General features: G+C 68.5%; 14 protein-coding genes and 5 pseudogenes. 10 read left to right on the top strand and 9 right to left on the bottom strand.

Annotation, left to right across the window (positions count from 1 at the left end):
- Positions 1-69: 69 nt before the first annotated feature.
- Positions 70-770: pseudogene (locus ACXI0D_RS02675) on the bottom strand (RNA pseudouridine synthase).
- Between the two features lie 47 nt (positions 771-817).
- The gene (locus ACXI0D_RS02670) at positions 818-1,318 is read right to left on the bottom strand and encodes a M48 metallopeptidase family protein (protein WP_043035443.1); all 501 of its coding nucleotides are present in this window, start codon (positions 1,316-1,318) and stop codon (positions 818-820) included.
- A 63-nt stretch (positions 1,319-1,381) separates the two neighbouring features.
- On the opposite strand from ACXI0D_RS02670, the gene ACXI0D_RS02665 reads away from it, so the two are divergent.
- Positions 1,382-1,939 (top strand): DUF2058 domain-containing protein, encoded by a 558-nt coding sequence (locus tag ACXI0D_RS02665; protein ID WP_479642274.1) that lies wholly within the window; start codon positions 1,382-1,384, stop codon positions 1,937-1,939.
- Positions 1,940-2,110: 171 nt separating this feature from the next.
- A pseudogene (locus ACXI0D_RS02660) lies at positions 2,111-2,381 on the top strand (DksA/TraR family C4-type zinc finger protein).
- A gap of 579 nt (positions 2,382-2,960) precedes the next feature.
- On the opposite strand, the pseudogene ACXI0D_RS02655 reads toward ACXI0D_RS02660, so the two are convergent.
- Both ACXI0D_RS02655 and ACXI0D_RS02650 read right to left on the bottom strand, forming a co-directional pair.
- Positions 2,961-3,533 (bottom strand): annotated as a pseudogene (locus tag ACXI0D_RS02655) (mechanosensitive ion channel domain-containing protein); the annotation flags it as partial.
- Positions 3,534-3,567: 34 nt separating this feature from the next.
- Positions 3,568-3,747 carry a hypothetical protein gene (locus ACXI0D_RS02650; RefSeq protein WP_049447107.1) on the bottom strand — a complete coding sequence of 60 codons (180 nt, stop codon included), beginning with the start codon at positions 3,745-3,747 and terminating at the stop codon, positions 3,568-3,570.
- 124 nt (positions 3,748-3,871) lie between these two features.
- On the opposite strand from ACXI0D_RS02650, the gene ACXI0D_RS02645 reads away from it, so the two are divergent.
- The 3 genes and pseudogenes from ACXI0D_RS02645 (at position 3,872) to ACXI0D_RS02635 (ending at position 5,871) form a co-directional block, all read left to right on the top strand.
- Positions 3,872-4,450 (top strand): RNA polymerase sigma factor, encoded by a 579-nt coding sequence (locus ACXI0D_RS02645; protein ID WP_049447108.1) that lies wholly within the window; start codon positions 3,872-3,874, stop codon positions 4,448-4,450.
- Positions 4,447-4,978: pseudogene (locus tag ACXI0D_RS02640) on the top strand (hypothetical protein). The gene ACXI0D_RS02645 and the pseudogene ACXI0D_RS02640 overlap by 4 nt, the downstream one beginning before the upstream one ends.
- 11 nt (positions 4,979-4,989) lie before the next feature.
- A pseudogene (locus ACXI0D_RS02635) lies at positions 4,990-5,871 on the top strand (DUF4097 family beta strand repeat-containing protein).
- 49 nt (positions 5,872-5,920) lie between these two features.
- Here ACXI0D_RS02635 and ACXI0D_RS02630 read toward each other — a convergent pair.
- From ACXI0D_RS02630 to ACXI0D_RS02620, 3 genes are all read right to left on the bottom strand, one after another.
- On the bottom strand, positions 5,921-6,103 hold the full coding sequence (locus tag ACXI0D_RS02630; protein ID WP_005410566.1) for a hypothetical protein: 183 nt from the start codon (positions 6,101-6,103) through the stop codon (positions 5,921-5,923).
- A gap of 11 nt (positions 6,104-6,114) precedes the next feature.
- A complete protein-coding gene (locus tag ACXI0D_RS02625; RefSeq protein ID WP_053462562.1) occupies positions 6,115-6,408 on the bottom strand; it encodes a YkgJ family cysteine cluster protein in 294 nt (97 codons plus the stop codon).
- Positions 6,409-6,637: 229 nt separating this feature from the next.
- On the bottom strand, positions 6,638-7,999 hold the full coding sequence (locus tag ACXI0D_RS02620) for an Hsp70 family protein (protein WP_119006599.1): 1,362 nt from the start codon (positions 7,997-7,999) through the stop codon (positions 6,638-6,640).
- Between the two features lie 192 nt (positions 8,000-8,191).
- Between ACXI0D_RS02620 and ACXI0D_RS02615 the strand changes: the two genes are divergently transcribed.
- Positions 8,192-8,527, top strand: a complete 336-nt coding sequence (locus tag ACXI0D_RS02615; protein WP_014038055.1) for a zinc ribbon domain-containing protein YjdM — start codon at positions 8,192-8,194, stop codon at positions 8,525-8,527.
- Positions 8,528-8,534: 7 nt separating this feature from the next.
- Here the strand turns inward: ACXI0D_RS02615 and ACXI0D_RS02610 are convergent, their stop codons facing one another.
- Positions 8,535-9,686: a transglutaminase-like domain-containing protein gene (locus ACXI0D_RS02610; protein ID WP_479642273.1), complete on the bottom strand. Its 1,152-nt coding sequence runs from the start codon at positions 9,684-9,686 to the stop codon at positions 8,535-8,537.
- A 229-nt stretch (positions 9,687-9,915) separates the two neighbouring features.
- Between ACXI0D_RS02610 and ACXI0D_RS02605 the strand changes: the two genes are divergently transcribed.
- From ACXI0D_RS02605 to ACXI0D_RS02590, 4 genes are all read left to right on the top strand, one after another.
- Positions 9,916-10,518, top strand: coding sequence for an HD domain-containing protein (locus ACXI0D_RS02605; protein ID WP_119006597.1), 603 nt, complete (start codon positions 9,916-9,918; stop codon positions 10,516-10,518).
- Positions 10,519-10,567: 49 nt separating this feature from the next.
- On the top strand, positions 10,568-10,741 hold the full coding sequence (locus ACXI0D_RS02600; RefSeq protein ID WP_032958663.1) for an oxidoreductase-like domain-containing protein: 174 nt from the start codon (positions 10,568-10,570) through the stop codon (positions 10,739-10,741).
- The gene (locus ACXI0D_RS02595) at positions 10,738-11,355 is read left to right on the top strand and encodes a DUF998 domain-containing protein (RefSeq protein ID WP_049447121.1); all 618 of its coding nucleotides are present in this window, start codon (positions 10,738-10,740) and stop codon (positions 11,353-11,355) included. The genes ACXI0D_RS02600 and ACXI0D_RS02595 overlap by 4 nt, the downstream gene beginning before the upstream one ends.
- A gap of 78 nt (positions 11,356-11,433) precedes the next feature.
- The gene (locus ACXI0D_RS02590; RefSeq protein ID WP_479642272.1) at positions 11,434-12,780 is read left to right on the top strand and encodes a virulence factor family protein; all 1,347 of its coding nucleotides are present in this window, start codon (positions 11,434-11,436) and stop codon (positions 12,778-12,780) included.
- A gap of 83 nt (positions 12,781-12,863) precedes the next feature.
- Here ACXI0D_RS02590 and mprF read toward each other — a convergent pair whose 3' ends face one another.
- On the bottom strand, positions 12,864-15,428 hold the full coding sequence (gene mprF, locus ACXI0D_RS02585) for a bifunctional lysylphosphatidylglycerol flippase/synthetase MprF (protein WP_101765894.1): 2,565 nt from the start codon (positions 15,426-15,428) through the stop codon (positions 12,864-12,866).
- Positions 15,429-15,494: the final 66 nt, after the last annotated feature.

Below are 15,494 nucleotides of genomic sequence, written 5' to 3'. Positions count from 1 at the left end.
GCACGCCACGCGTGGACGGGGTCGGAGTCCTTTCCCGCAGAAAGGGATCCGACCCCGAGGGATGAAGCGTCAGAACCGCTCGTCGCTGCCCAGATAGCGCCACTGCGCCGGCGGCAGCGGCCCCAGCGCCACGCGTCCGATGCGCAGGCGGCGCACGGCTGTGACCTGCAGGCCGGCGGCGGTGACCGCCACGCGCAGGCCCTTGGCAGTCAGCCCCTTGCCGGCGAAACGCAGGCGCTGCTCGCTCTGCCAGCTGACCTTGGCGCCGCCCGATTCCTGCTGCAGCCGCGCCATCAGCCAGGGGCCGCGCTCGGGACCGCCTTCGGCCACTTCGATCAGGTATTCCTGCTCGGTGCGGCCCAGGTTGCGCTGCAGGTGGGCCAGCGTGGCCGGATCCTGGCTGACCACCACCAGCCCGCTGTCGCTGGCCGGCAGCGAGGCGGCCAGCTGCAGGCCGTGGAAGTGACGCTGCAGCGGGCGGATGTCGCTGGCATCAAGTTCGCTGCGGCTGTCACTGCTGACCAGGGCACACAGGGTTTCGGTGGCGACACCGGCCGGCTTGTGCAGCAGCATGCTGACCCGCTCGGCCTTTTCATCGCTGGCCTGTTCGGCCACCACGATCACCGCGCTGTCATCGACCGGGCGCTCGCCGGCTGTTCCACCACTTCGCCGTTGACCGTGACCCAGCCGCCTTCGATGTAGCGCCGCGCTTCGCCGCGCGGGATGCCGAGCAGGGCGGACAGGCGTTTGTCGAGACGGATCGGTTCCATGGCAGGCAGGTCGGGCAGGGGGCGCGCAGTGTAGCTGCTGCGGCCGGTCAGCGCTGGCCGCGGTTGGCCAGCTCGGTCAGGTACAGGCGGGTATCGAACTCCAGCTGCAGGTAATCGGGTTCCATGTGTTGGCACAGCTGGTAGAAGGCCTTGTTGTGGTCGGCTTCCTTCAGGTGGGCGAGCTCATGCACCACGATCATGCGCAGGAACGCCGCTGGCGCCTGGCGGAACACAGTAGCGATGCGGATCTCGCGGCTGGCCTTCAGGCGGCCGCCGTGCACGCGGGAAATGGCGGTATGGGTGCCCAGCGCGTGCTTGATCACTTCCAGTGTGTTGTCGTAGCAGACCTTGTTGAGCGGCACCGACTTGCGCAGGTAACGGTCCTTCAGCTCCTGGGTGTAGTCGTACAGCTGGCGGTCGCTGCGCACCTCGTGCGGGTCCGGGTAGCGCTGTTGCAGCCAGGGGCCCAGCTTGCCCTGCGCCAGCAGTTCGCTGACCTGGGCGACCAGGGGTTCGGGATAGCCGGTGAGGTACTTCAGGACTGCCATGCAGGGGCGGCGGGGCGTCGGTAGAATGGGGACATCCAAGATTACACGCGGTACGCACCGACCATGGCAAAGCCCAACGCGCTGCAGGAACAATTGCTCAAGGCCGGCCTGGCCAAGAAGTCGCAGGCCAGCGCCGCCGCGAGCGCCCAGGCCAAGGCCCGCCAGGGCAAGGCCGAATCGACCTCGGCCGAGGTCCAGCGGGAGGCTGAACGTGCCCGCGCCGAGAAGGTCGAGCGCGACCGCGCACTGGCCGCCGAACGCAATGCCCAGGCCAGGCAGGCTGAACAGAAGGCCCAGGCCAGGCAGATCATCACGGCCCGCGCCGTACCCCACAAAGGCGACGACGAGTACCGCTTCAGCGACGGCGCGGCGATCCGTACCCTGCTGATCGACCCCAAGCTGCGCAAGGCGCTGTCGGTGGGCGTGCTGGTCATCGTTGCCCATGGCGAGGGCTACGCCCTGCTGCCGCGTGCTGCCGCCGAGAAGGTGCGTGAGCGCGCGCCGGAGGCGATCATCGTCGATCACGGCCAGCCGGGCTCGACCGCCGAGATCTCCACCGGCAACGCCGAGGACGACGCCTATTACGCGCAGTTCCAGGTGCCGGACGACCTGGTCTGGTAAGCAAAAAAGGGGACGGAGGGGATTAAGCCGTAATCGGCCTGATCGGACCCGTTCATTTTACTGCTCGGCCTGCTGAAGGCCCGCCGGGCATGGCTCGGCTCGCCACAGGTCTGTTCCTTTGTGCGTGGTGTATCGTCCCCATATCAGGCGACACACCTGCGGAGGATGGCCATGGCCACCGGTTGGGCGGGAGACGGCGCGGTCCAGGACCTAGATCGACGCCACCGTCGACGATGCGATCGCCCGCGCGCGGCGCCAACTGCGCGAGGGCCCGGGTCTGGAACACTGTGAGGAATGGCTGACGCGCCGATCCCGTTGGCGCGGCGCCAGGCCTGTGCCTGGTGTTCGGCTGTGCGTGGTGTGCCAGCAGGCACATGATGATGAAGCGCAGGCGCATGCCGGTTACAACCGGCGCGGCAGCAAGGACAGCCAGTTGAGGTGAAGGTTGCTCGGCAGGGCTGCGCCCTGCACCCGCAGATGCTTCAAGCCAAGGCAACATCAACAGCAAAAGCAAAAGCTGGCATTCCGCGGGATGGCGGGGCGGTGTCGAGCGCGGGGACGCCGTAAACCCGTCCATGGGGGTTGGCCGCGGCATCCATGCCGCGGACACCCCGCACTCCGACACCGCCCCACCTTCGACGGGTTCACGCGGCTGTTGGAACGCGCGGCTGTTGGAGGTGTCGACCTTGGTCGACACGATTTTGCTGCCAGATATCGAATGAATCATCCACGCATGGCGTGGCTCTACTGTGTCGACCAAGGTCGACACCCACCAGAGCGGAACGCCGTTCCGGCAGATCGCGGGAAACTGTCGAGGGCGGGGTGGGTCCGGTTGAGGGGGCGTGAGCCGCATGGATGCGGCGACCGAGCCTACATGGACGTATTTACGGCGCCCCCCTCAACCGGACCCACCCCGCCATCCCACGGAATGCCCGTTCTTGATGTTGAAGTTGACGTTGTTTCGGCAGGTGCAGGGCGCGCAGCCCTGCCGAAAACCACCCAGCCGTCGCCTCTGGATGCCGCCGGGGGCCTGCGCCGGGTCGCGCCAGCGGCGCACCGTGCGCTGGAAGAACAGGTTGTTCGGCAGCTGCAGCACCGTGCCCTCGTGGCCGTCGCCGGTCTCCTGCAGCGTGGTGTAGATCAGGTTCACGTCGATCACCCGGCCCTTCAGGCCCGGCTTCTCGCCGTTCTCCAGCACCTCGATGTAGTCGTGCAGGCGGAACGGACGGGCGGTGAAAATCAGCAGCGTGCAGAAGATGTTGGACAGCACGCTCCAGGCGGCGAAGAAGGCCACCGCGCCCACGGCCGCGAAGCCGGTGAAGGCGGTCCACAGGACCGATGGCGATGCGCCGAGCAGGCTGAGGATGTACAGCAGGGCACTGAAATAGACCACGAAACTGGTGATCCGGCGCGCGCCCATCGCCATCTCCGGTGGCAGCGTGTAGTGCTCGGCGAAGCGGCGGATCAGGCGCCGTGCCAGCACCCGCAGCAGCCAGGCCGCCAGCAGGGTCAGCAGGATCTTCACGGCGATGCCCACGTCATTCAGCCAGGGGTGGGTCCAAGGCGGCAGGTGATCCTTCAGCGACAACATCATGGGGTGACTACGGAGGGGGAAACGGCCCCCGATGTTACCCGGCGTGTGATCCGGTTTCGACTGCCGGTACCCAGGCCAGGCAGACCAGCTCCTGGCGATGCTGCTGCAGGCAGGCGCGGCCGTTGTCGGGGTGCAGGTGCAGCGACAGGCCCAGCGCCTGCAGCACGACACAGGCGGCGATCACCAGCAGGGCGGCGCAGGATGGGCTGGACATGCAGGGATCCTGACGGCAATTTCGCGAAGGACCTTCCATGGATGCAGCAGCCATCAAAAAGGTTGCACGGCAGTGATCGTCGTCCGGCTCTAAACCTTTTCCCGGGCCGCCGCATCCAAGCGATATGCTCGACACCACCATGCCCGCGCCGCCTGCCGCCCACGACGCCGTCGATGAACCCGCCCTGGTGCGGGCGGCGGCTGCTGGTGATACCTCGGCCTATGAACTACTGTACCGGCGGCATGCGCCGCGCGTGTTCGCCGTGCTGTGGCGCCTGTGCGGAGGCCAGCAGGCGCGTGCCGAAGATGCCTTGCAGGAAGCCTTCCTGCAGGCGTGGAAGGCGCTGCCCGGGTTCCGTTTCGAGAGCAGCCTGTCGACCTGGCTGCATCGTCTGGGCGTCAACGCTGCGCTGATGGAACTGCGTGGGCGCGCCGCCGGGCAGGACCACGACAGTCTTGATGATGTGGACGGAGGACTGCAGGAGCTGGCGGTGCATGACAGTTGTGCTGGCACCGAACGCGACCTCGAACGGGCGCTGTCGACGCTGCCACCACGGGCGCGCGCGGTACTGGTGCTGCATGACATCGAAGGCTGGAAACACCACGAGATCGCCGAGCAGCTGCAGATGGCCGTCGGCAGTTCCAAGGCACAGTTGCATCGTGCGCGCGGCCTGTTGCGCGCACGGCTGGGAGACATGACATGAGTACACGCGAACACGATTCCGACCACGATCTGGCGGCCCGACTGCGCGCGCTGCCGCCCGAACGCAGCCTGCCCGCCGATGGCTGGGCGCGGTTGGCGCGCAGCTGCCGCCGCGTGAACCACAGGCGGCGCCTGCGCCGGCCGACAACGTTGTGGCGATGCCTGCACGTTCGCGCCGGCGCTGGTGGTTGCCGGTGGGGGCCGCACTGGCCGCAAGCCTGGCGCTCTACGCGGTGGCGCCGTGGCGCCATGCGCAGCCGGACGCGCCGGTGCCCTCTGCCCTGCAGCTGCAGGCCGCGGCGATGACCGCGCAGTACCAGCAGGCAGTGGCCTCGTTGCCGCAGGCCGGGCGCCGGAATGGCAGCCGGCGCTGCACGAACTCGATGAAAGCGCGGCACAGATCCAGGCCGCGCTGGCGCAGGATCCGCGTGCGCCGCATCTGCTTGGCCAGCTCAAGCGCACCTACGCGCTGCGGCTGGAATTGACCCGGCAGGCGGCTTATGCCGCCGAGTCCGGCCTGACGACCTGAGGAGACCCCTGATGACACGATTCCTGATGACCTGCTGCGCCGCGCTGTTGCTGCTGCCGGCGGTGGCCCTGGCTGACACCCAGATCGACGAGCGCCACAACCTGGCCTGCCGGTGGCCGCATCGAACTGAGCAACGTGGCCGGCAAAGTGACCGTGCGCGGCCGGACCGCAATGACGTGCAGCTCACCGGTACGCTCAGCGATGGCCTGCAGCTGCGCCAGGAGAAGAGTGCCAACCGCGTGCGCTGGGAGATCGAGTACCCGCGTCGCAACAACAACGGTGGCGCCACCCTGGTGCTGAACGTGCCGCGCTCGGTGGAACTGCTGCTGAGCACGGTCAGTGCCAGCCAGGACATCAGCGGCATCGATGTGCGCCGCCTGCAGGCCGACACGGTCAGCGGCAGCCTGAGCGCCTCCGGTCGCAGCGGCGACAGCAAGCTCAATACGGTCAGCGGCGGTGTCATCGCGCGCCTGCAGACGCCGAAGCTGGACGTGAACACGGTCAGTGGCCGCATCGAAGCTGGCGGCGGCGTGTCCGGTGACATCGGTGCACAGACGGTATCCGGCCGGGTCGAGGTCGATGCCGGGCGGGTGCAGCGGCTGGCGGTGGAAACCGTGTCGGGCAGCATCGACCTGTCGGCGGCCGGGCTGGCACCAGGTGGCCGTATCAATGTCGAATCGGTGAGTGCGTCGGTCAACCTGCGGTTGCCGCGCACGGTCTCGGCGCAGCTGTCGGTGAACAGCTTCAGCGGGTCGATCAACAGCGATGCCGGCCAGGTGGAGCGGCCGCGCTACGGCCCCGGCAGCCATCTCGATACACGGCTCGGCAATGGCGACGGTGACATCCGCATCCAGTCGCATTCGGGCAGTGTCCGGGTACGCCTGGATCGCTGAGCGCGATCCGGCAGGCCGCGGCGGCAGCGCCGCCGCGGTCGGAGCTGGGTCAGCTGGCTTTCTTCAGCGCCCAGGTAGTGCCGAGGACTTCGATCTTGCCACCGGCCTTGCGGAACGCTGCCAGGTCCGAAGCGATCGAATCGCTGCTGACCACGGTGCTGGCGGCCGCGCCCTTGCGTTCGCTGCGGATGCTGTTGCTGGCCTTCGCGGGGGTCTTTGCCTTGCGGGGCATGGTTGCTCCTGTCAGGTGGAAGGGGAGGAAAGCGCCCAGGCGTCGGCCTGGCGCAGGTAGTCCTGCCGCTCGCGGCGGCAGTCATCGCCGCCCATCGAAAACTGGCGGCAGATCGCCGGGCGCTGCGAATAGATCGTGCAGCGCAGGTGATAGGGATCGATCGCCGCGCACCAGCCTTCCTCGTTGCGCGCCATCACGGCACGGCCGTGGGTGTCGCGTGACAGGAACTGGCCGGGCACGTGGTCGCCGGGCTGCAGCAGCACGGGCAACCGGCAACAGACCGCGTCACAACGGCGGCAGTCGATGGGTGCAGGTGCTGTGTCAGGTTGTAAGGCCTCAGGGGCCTGGCGGGTGCCCAAAGCGGGTCTCGATGGCGGCTCAGGTGCTGCGCGGACCATGAACGAGCCAGGAAGGCATGGCCGCTAGGCCCGCTGGGCGGGCCAGGCTGCACCGTGGACACACACCGGCGTGGCCGGTGGAAGGTGCAGCAGGGTTCTAGCCGACCAAGAGTAACTTAGACCGCGTAACGTTTTGTTAATCCTGGCTGGCTGCCGCCAGCGCAAGGCCCTGGACCACCCCCAGCGAGGGCTCGCCGTGGACCACGCGGGCGCCCGGGAAGGCGGCCGCCACTGCCTGGCGCAGGTAGCCGGCGCGGGACATGCCACCGGTCAGGAACACCGCATCCGGGTCGCCGCCGATGTCACTGCGGACCTGGGCCAGCAGCTCCCGGATCTGCTCCAGGTAGCCATGGGCGGCGGCGGCCAGGCCGTCGGCGCTGCTGTCGGCATGCAGGTCGCGGGCGATGTAGTCCAGCGTGCTGCGGTGCTCGCTGGCAGCGCTGAGGGCGATCTTGGCGCGTTCGACATCGCGGTACAGGCGGGCGGTGTTGCCGGTGTCCTGCAGGGCCTGCAGGCGGTCGCCCCAGGGCGCGTCCACATGGTCGTACTTGTGCAGGCGGAAGTCGCGCTGGCGGGTCATGTCCTGCACCGTGGCGGCTTCCACGTAGTGGTGGGCGGGCACGCGGGTGATGCCGCGGCCGAACAGCGGCATGTAGCTGGACAGGCTCAGCGCCAGGTCGATATCGGTACCGCCGCGGGCGATACCCCAGGCGCGGTGGATGCGCGGAGCGTCGTTGCCGCCGACCTCGGCATGGGCGATGTCGGTGGTGCCGCCGCCGATATCGACGATCACCGCCTGGTGCCGCTCGCGGCTTTCGGCGTGGTAGTGCATGGCCGCCGCGGCCGGTTCCTCGAGGAAATCGATCTGGTCGAAGCCGGCCTGGGTGGCCGCTTCGCGCAGGATGTCCAGCGCCTGGTCGTTGCCGGCTGCGCCGATCGAACTGCGGAACTGCACCGGACGCCCGAGCAGGGCGGCGCGCAGCGGCTGGCCGAGCTGGGCGCTGGCGGTCAGGCGGATGTGTTCGAGGATGTGCGCGGCGATGCCGGTGATGGTCTGCTTCGCGCGCGGGTGCAGGTTGTAGCCGAGCATCGACTTCGGGCTCTGCACCAGGTTGCCTTCGTGTTCCTCGAAATAGGCTTCCAGCGCTTCGTCGCCGTAGACCGCGTTCTGCAGCAGGTCGTTGGCGCTGCGTTCCTTGCCGGCGCGGGCTTCCATCCATTCCCGGCGCAGCGCGCGCAGGGCTTCGCGGCGCAGCGCCTGCGGCGTGCGTTCCTGGCCGGCGGCACGCGCCGCGCGCGCGGCGCTGTCGATCATCTGCTGCAGCTGGTGTTCCTGGCCGTCGTCGAGCTGGAAGTCGTCCGGGTCGGGTACCACGCCGGGGAAATACACGCTGGTGCGGAACTGCTCGGCGTCGCCGAAGCGGATCGGCAGCAGTTTCCCCTCATGCACGATGGCGGCGGCGGAATTGCTGGTACCGAAGTCGATGCCGAGGCGCATGGGGAGTTCCGGGGGCGATCAGGGGCCGCGCACTCTGCTGCAGTTCGCCGCCGACTGCAAGTTCCTGCGGCCTCCCGATCCGGATCGGGGTTCTGGATCGGGTCATGCGGTCCGCCGGGTGCCGCCCGGAAAAGGGCAGGGGAGCCGGGCGGTTACAATGGCGGCTGTTGATTCACTTTGAGGTACTTGCTGATGTCTTCTGCCCCCGCCTGCCCGCAGTGCACCCTGGAAAACACCTATGCCGATGGCGCGCTGTGGATCTGCGCCGACTGCGGCTTCGAATGGACCGCCGAGGAGGGTGCCGGTTCGACCCTGGTCGTGCGTGACAGCAACGGCAACACCCTGCAGGCCGGTGACACCGTCACCGTGATCAAGGACCTGAAGGTGAAAGGTTCCTCGATCCCGCTCAAGCAGGGCACCGTGATCCGCAACATCCGCCTGGTCGAGGACGATGCCGAGCACATCGAAGGCAACTCGGACAAGATCAAGGGCCTGGTCCTGAAGACCTGCTTCCTCAAGAAGGCCTGAGCGGCTTTCAACGCCTGGCCTGCTGCTGTGCGCGCCAGCGGGCCAGGCTGTCCAGCTTGGCCTGGTAGCGCGCCTGCTGCGGGGCACCGCCCAGCTCCTGCGCGCGCAGCAGTTCACGATCGGCGCGCTTGAGCTGGCCGGCCAGAAAGTAGGCCCGCGCCAGCCCGAAGTGGAACTGGTGTGCGGTGTCGTACAGGCGCACGGCCTGCCGGTAATAGCGGATCGCCTGATCCAGTTGGCCGGCGCGTTCGGCCTCGGCGCCGAGCATGTACTGCGCGAACGGATCCTCGCGCTGCACTGACTGCAGCCGCTGCTCCAGCGCCTGCGCCTGCACGACCATGCCCAGCTTTCGGTACAACGCACTGGCGTTGGTCAGTGCAGCGTCCTGGCGGCCGTCCAGTCGCAGCGCCGTTTCCAGTGCCCGGCGCGCGGCGGCGGTATCGCCCGTACGGTTTTCCAGCACGCCCAGGTTGTTCCAGGTGGCGGCGAAGCTGTTGTCCTGTGCCAGCGCGGCATTGAAGAAGGTGCGTGCACCCACCAGATCGCCGCTGGCCATGCGTTCGGCGCCGCGGTTGTTGTAGAAGTGTGCCAATGCCCGTGCCTGGCTGATCGGCAGCGGCCCGCGGCGGTCGTACAGCACGTTGCGATCCAGATCGACGGTGGCGAAGCGGCCGGCGAAGCCGACCCCGGCATTGACGTGGCCGACGCTGTAGACCAGGCCCTGGGCCTGGTCCTGGTACCACGACACCACCTGGCCGACTTCCTGCACGCGTGCCTGGATGCCGGCTTCGCGTGCCAGCGCGACGAACATCAGGGTAAAGGCCAGGCAGTTGGCGCGCCGCTGCTGCCAGATCTCGCTGACGGTGAGGGTCGCATCGGCGTCGTACTGCAGGTCCAGGCCGTGGCGGTCGAAGATCATTTCCACCAGCGCCTGCAGGCGCTGCTCGCGCGAGTAACTGCGATTGATCACCTGCGTGCGCAGCATGTCGCGCATCGCCGGCGGAATTGCGAACACCTGCTGCGGCGTCGGAATCGTCGCCGCGGCGGTGCTGGCAACAACCGCGGGGGCTTCGGTCGCGGCAGGGTTGAGTGCGATCGCGGACGGTGCCGCCAATGCGGCCAGTGCGAGCAGAACGGATCGGGCGGCAGGACGGTACATGACGGCTCCCGGCAGCGGCGGGCGCTCCCGCCTGAGGCGAGTGTAGACCTGTGCGCGCACCGCTGCAGCGACCGCTGGTCGGTCCGCGGGTTCATCCACAACCGGTGTGGACCAGCGCTCGACAAAGCTGTGGACAACCGTGCTGCGGCCTAGTGCGAAGGGCCTTGTGAGGGCGTGGTGAAAAAAGTGACAGCTTGCCCGCCACCGGCGCAGGCGGGATGATCCGCGCATGGACTTTTCCCCGCTGACGCTCGCTCCAGTGCAGTGGCAGGCGCTGCAGGACAGCTATGCAACGCCGCCACGGGCCTACCACCACTTCGGCCACGTGCGCGCGGTGCTGCAGCACTGCCAGGAGGTTGCCGACGGCCCCGGCTGGCAGCAACCGGCCGAGGTCTACCTGGCCGTGCTCTACCACGATGCGATCTACGTGGCGGGGCGAAAGGACAACGAGGCGCGTTCGGCGCAGCTGGCCCTGCAGGCGATCGCGCAGGCGCCGGAACTCGCCGCCGTCGATGCCGCCCGGGTCGAGCAGCTGATCCTGCTGACCGCCCGCCATGGCGCGCTCGGCCCGGACGATGTCGATGCCGAGGCCGCGTTGTTCCTGGACTGCGACATGGCGATCCTGGCCGCGCCGGAACCGGTGTTCACTGCCTATGACCGTGGCGTGGCCGAGGAGTACAAGGGCGTGGTGCCGGGCTTCCTGTATCGCGCCGGCCGTCGCCGTTTCCTGCAGGGCCTGCTGCGCGCACCGCGCATCTTCCTCAGCGAATTCTTCCACCAGCGCCTCGACGCGGCCGCGCGCGACAACCTGCGCCGCCAGCTGGACCACTGAGCCAGCCCGGTACACTGGGGCCTGTTTCCACCGATCGCCGCTTCCAACCGTGTCCGTCCCTGATCCCGATCCCCGTCCGCTGCCGCCGGAAGAGCCCGGTCCCAACGAATGCTGCGGCAGCGGTTGCCCGCTGTGCGTGCTGGATCTGTATGCCGATGAGCTGCAGCGCTACCGCAAGGCGTTGGCCGAATGGCAGGCGCGGCACCCGGAGGCCTCCGCATGAGCCGCGCGCGTCCGGCGGCGCTGTTGGCGCTGGCAGCCCTGGTTCTGTTCCTGGCCACCGCGCTGTGGACGCAGTTCGCACGCACCGACCTGGACTGGGTGCGGGCCACGCTCAGCCTCTACCTGCATGGGCCGTGGGGGCTGGCGTTGCGCGCGGCCTACTGCCTGCTGGCATTGGCGATCGCCCTGCTCGGCATCGCCCTTTATCGCGGCAGCATCGGCCCACGGCGCAGCGCGGCAGCGCCGCTGCTGTTCACGGTCTCGGCGCTGGGCCTGGCCACGGTCGCCATCGGTGACAGTTGGCTGCCCGAAGCCACGCCGCTGCTGGCACCATTCATCCATGGGCTGGCGGCCAACACCGCGTTCCTGTGCGCCAGCGTCGGCATGCTGTTGCAGGCCTGGTACCTGCGCCGCGAACCGGGCTGGCAATCTGCCGCCGGCCTGCTCTGGGGCTGGGCCTGGCTGGCCTTCGTGCTGCTGTGGCTGCACGTGCTGTGGCGTGGCGGGCCGCCGCGCGGGCTGGGGCAGAAAGTGGTGATCGTGGTGATCGTGGGCTGGCTGCTGTATCTGGCGCTGGCGCTGTATCGGCGCAGTCGTCGCGCCGCAGCCTGCTGAAAGCCCAACAGCCTGCACCGGTACGTGCCGTGCACGTGGAGGCAGCGTATCGTGTGCGCATTCCATCGGGGCTGCGATATGAAGCGTGCAGGGCTGGTCAGGGTAATGGGTGTGGTGCTGGCGCTGGCCGCACTGCCGGCAACAGCGGCAGCGACCGTGCAGCAGTTCAGCCACGGGCGGTTCGAACAGATTCCGGTGCACATGCCATCGGGAACGCCGCAGCGGGTGGTGATCTGGTTCCATGAACCTTCCGCCGGTGGCGATACCAGCCGTCTGCCGATCGAGGCCCTGCGTGCCGATGGTGTGATGGTCGCAGCCGTGGACATCGCGCACCTGCGCGGGGTGCTCAAGCGTGAGGGCGACCCCACCTGTTCGTTCGGCTCCGGCGACGTCGAGAACTTCTCGCGCTGGCTGCAGGCCTCCCTGCATCTGCCCGGCTACCACCTGCCGCTGGTCGGCGGCGATGGTGAAGGTGCAGAAATGGCCTACTCACTGGCCGCGCAGGCCGACACCCAGGTGTTCGCCGGCCTGCTCACCACCGGCTTCTGCCCGGACCACAACCACGAGCGCATGGTCTGCGGCGATGGTGTGAAGCGCAACACGCTGCAACCCGCCGAACTGAACTTCCCATGGTTGAGTGCAGCGGGTGATCACGGTTGCAAGGTGGGTGAGGCCAGCGGGTTCGTGCAGCAGGTCGCGATGGCGCGCGAGTTCAAGCGCACCGCGCGTGGTGATGCCTCACCGGGCCTGGTGGCTGCCGCGCGGGTGATGGGTGCGCAGGTGGGCGTCAGCCTGGCACCGCCGCCGGCCGCGCTGAAGGGCCTGCCGGTGGTGGAAGTACCGGCGACCGGCAACGGCGACACGCTGGCCGTGTTCGTTTCCGGCGATGGTGGCTGGGCCGGCCTGGACAAGGACGTGGCATCGTCGCTCAACGAGCATGGCGTGGCCGTGGTCGGCATCGACTCGCTGCGCTACTTCTGGAGCGAGCGCACGCCGAAGGGCTTCGCTGCTGACCTGCAGAAGATCATCGACCACTACCGCCAGCAGTGGCACCGCGACAAGGTGATGCTGATCGGTTTCTCGCAGGGCGCCGACGTGCTGCCGGCGACCATCAACCAGCTCGATGCCGATACCCGTGCGGCGCTGGACCGTATCGTGCTGCTGTCGGTAGGCAAGAAGGCCGACTTCGAATTCCACGTCAGCAACTGGCTGGGCGGTGGCGGCGACGGCCTGCCGATCGCGCCGGAAGTGGCCAGACTCCCGACTGGCAAGACGCTGTGCGTGTACGGCCAGGACGACGATGACGCGCTGTGCCCCGGCCTGCCGGCCAACGACGGCGTGCAGAAGGTGAAGCTGCCTGGCGACCACCACTTCAATGGTGATTACGACCGCCTGGCCGAAGTGATCCTCAAGGGCGGGGCGTGAACCGGAGAGCGTGCGAACCAACGGTTCGCACCCACCAGAACGAGCCGCGGTAGCGTCGAGCCATGCCCGACGCTACCGCGGCCTCAGTTGCGCCGCGGGTCCAGCGAGATCAGGCGCGTGGCATCGAGCAGCGCCGCCGGCAGGTGCATGCCACCCGGCGCAGCGAGATAGCGTGGCCGCCACTGCGGGTCGAACTTCGACTTGAAGCGGCGCAGGCCACTGAACCCGTAGAAGCGTTCGCCGTGCCGCGCCAGCAGGCCGGCCAGGCGGTTCCAGCGGCCGGCCAGGCGATGCTGTGCCAGCCCGGACAGTGGTGCCATGCCCAGCGAGAAGCGTGCATAGCCCTGCGCGCGGCCCCACAGGAACAGCTCGATGAAGAGGAAGTCCATCGTGCCCTTTGGCGCCTCGTTGACGTGTCGCATCAGGTCCACCGACAGCTCGGCACCGGCCGGTGCCTGCCACAGGTTGGCGAACGCCACGATCTGGCCTTCGGCCTCGACCAGCGCCACCGGGAAGCGCACCAGGTAGTCCGGATCGTAGCTGCCCAGCGAGAAGCCCTTTTCGTCGCCGGCCTTGTCTTCCAGCCACGCGTTGGAGATCGCGTGCAGGCGTGGCAGCAGGCTGGGAATTTCTTCCACCTGTGCCACGCGGAACGACAGGCCGCTGCGCTTGCCGCGGTTCCAGGCCTGGCGCAGGTCGGCGCGTTCGCGGCCTTCCAGGCCGAAGTCGTGCAGCGGCACCATCGCTTCTTCGCCCAGCTTGACCAGCCCCAGGCCGAGGTCAAGATAGGTCTGCCAGTAGGTCTCGCCGACCTGGTAGAACACCGGGCGCAGGCCGAGCCGGTCGGCTTCCTCGCGGAAGCGCCAGATCAATGCGCGGGCGACGTCCGGCGGGCCGACCGGATCGCCCATCGCGATCAGCGAACCGCCGTAGCGCTGCATCATCACGAAGCCCTGCTTTGCATCATCGCGTAGCACCGCCTTGTCGGCGGTCAGCACCAGGCAGGCCTGGGTATCGGTGGCACCGGCCAGTACCGGCGCCAGCGATTGCAGCGTGGCTTCGTCGGCGGGTTGCAGCGGGCTGCGCGTGCTGTGCAGCAACCGCGCCAGGCCGAACATCACCAGCGCGATGGCCACCACCAGCAGTGCACGCAACGCGCGCGGTGCGTTGCCCGACACCGCGAACTGCCACCACAACTCGTTCTGGTATTCGACATGGCTGTAGGTGAAGAACAGCAGCCAGGTCACCGCCACCAGCACCAGGCCGAGGTTGCGCAGCCACGGCCACGACCAGGCTTCATCCAGCAGTGCGCCCTGGCGGTAGAACTCGCGGCGCGCGGCCCACAGCGCCATCGCCGCCAGCACTGCGGAAACTGCGATCAGCCATTGGCCGCCACGCAGCCACAGCGGCAGCGGGGTGATCACGCACACCGCCATCGCCAGCATCCACGCGGCGTGGCTGCGCCGGGCCAGGCCCTGGCCGATCAGCAGCAGCGCGACGCCACTGAGGCTGCCGATCAGGTGCGAGGTTTCCAGGATCGGCAGCGAGGCGTTCACCAGGTGACGGCGTGGCGTCGGCAGCGTGCCGTCGATGACCAGCGCCGCGCCGATGCTGAACACCGCCAGCGCGATGATCTGCGGCAGCCATGGGCGCAGCGCGTTCCAGCCGGCGCGGGTGGCGCCGGCGCTGGCCTGCAGCGGCTGCCGCAGGGCGGGCGCAAGGGCGAGCAGGGTGGCCAGCACCAGCGGCAGCACGTAGTAGGTAACGCGGTAGATCAGCGCCGCCGCCAGCACCGCCGCCGGTGCCACCTGTGGCAGCAGCTTCAGCAGGCTCCACTCGAACACGCCCAGGCCGGCCGGCACGGTCGAGACCAGGCCGGCCAGCACCGCCACCAGGTACAGGCCGACGAAGCCGGGCAGGCCGGTCGGCGTGGAGTCCGGCAGCAGCACGTAGAAGGCGGCACTGGCCAGCACCAGCTCGATCACGCTGAGCACGGTGACGCCGATCATGGTGCGGCGGTCGGGCAGCCACAACGCATGGCCGAACACGCTGAACTGCCGGCCATCGCGGCCGACCAGCAGCACGGTACCCAGATAGGCGAGCAGGGCGACGATGCCGACGATGCGCACGGCATCGGGATTCAATGGCAATGCCAACGCCGCCGCCGCCGGTTCCATGCACAACGCCACGCTGATCAGCAGCCACGCACCGAACACGAAGCCGAGCGTGCTCATCAGCACCACCTGGCCGATCTGCGCCAGGTCGAGGCCGGCGCTGCGATAGCCGCGCAGGCGCACTGCGCCACCGGTCAACGCGGCAAAGCCCACGGTCTGGCCCAGCGTGTGCGCGAGGAAGGCGGTGATGCCGATGCGCGCCGGATGCACGCGGATGCCGCTGCGGCGCAGGCCGATGGCATCGAAGCCGATCAGGCAGGCGTAGCTGGCCAGGCCGAGTGCCACGGTGAGCGCAATCTGGGCGCCGCTGAGATGGCGGAACGCCTGGCGGATGGCACGGTAGCCGTGCTCATCGAATTCACTGGCCAGGCCATGCAGGGCCAGCGAGAGGATCAGCAGGGGAACGACGATGGTGAGGACCCGCTTCCATGCCGGGGGGGAGGAAGCGGTGGCGGGGTCGGTGGCTGGGGTCATCGGCGCAAGGGTGCGTCAGGAGGGGCGAGGGCAGTGTCAACGCGGGGCGTGGCGCATCGTGCGCCT

This window comes from Stenotrophomonas sp. C9D9 (assembly GCF_056491205.1).
The sequence above is the reverse complement of the archived record's forward strand: the minus strand, read 5'-3'. Positions and strand labels throughout refer to the sequence as shown.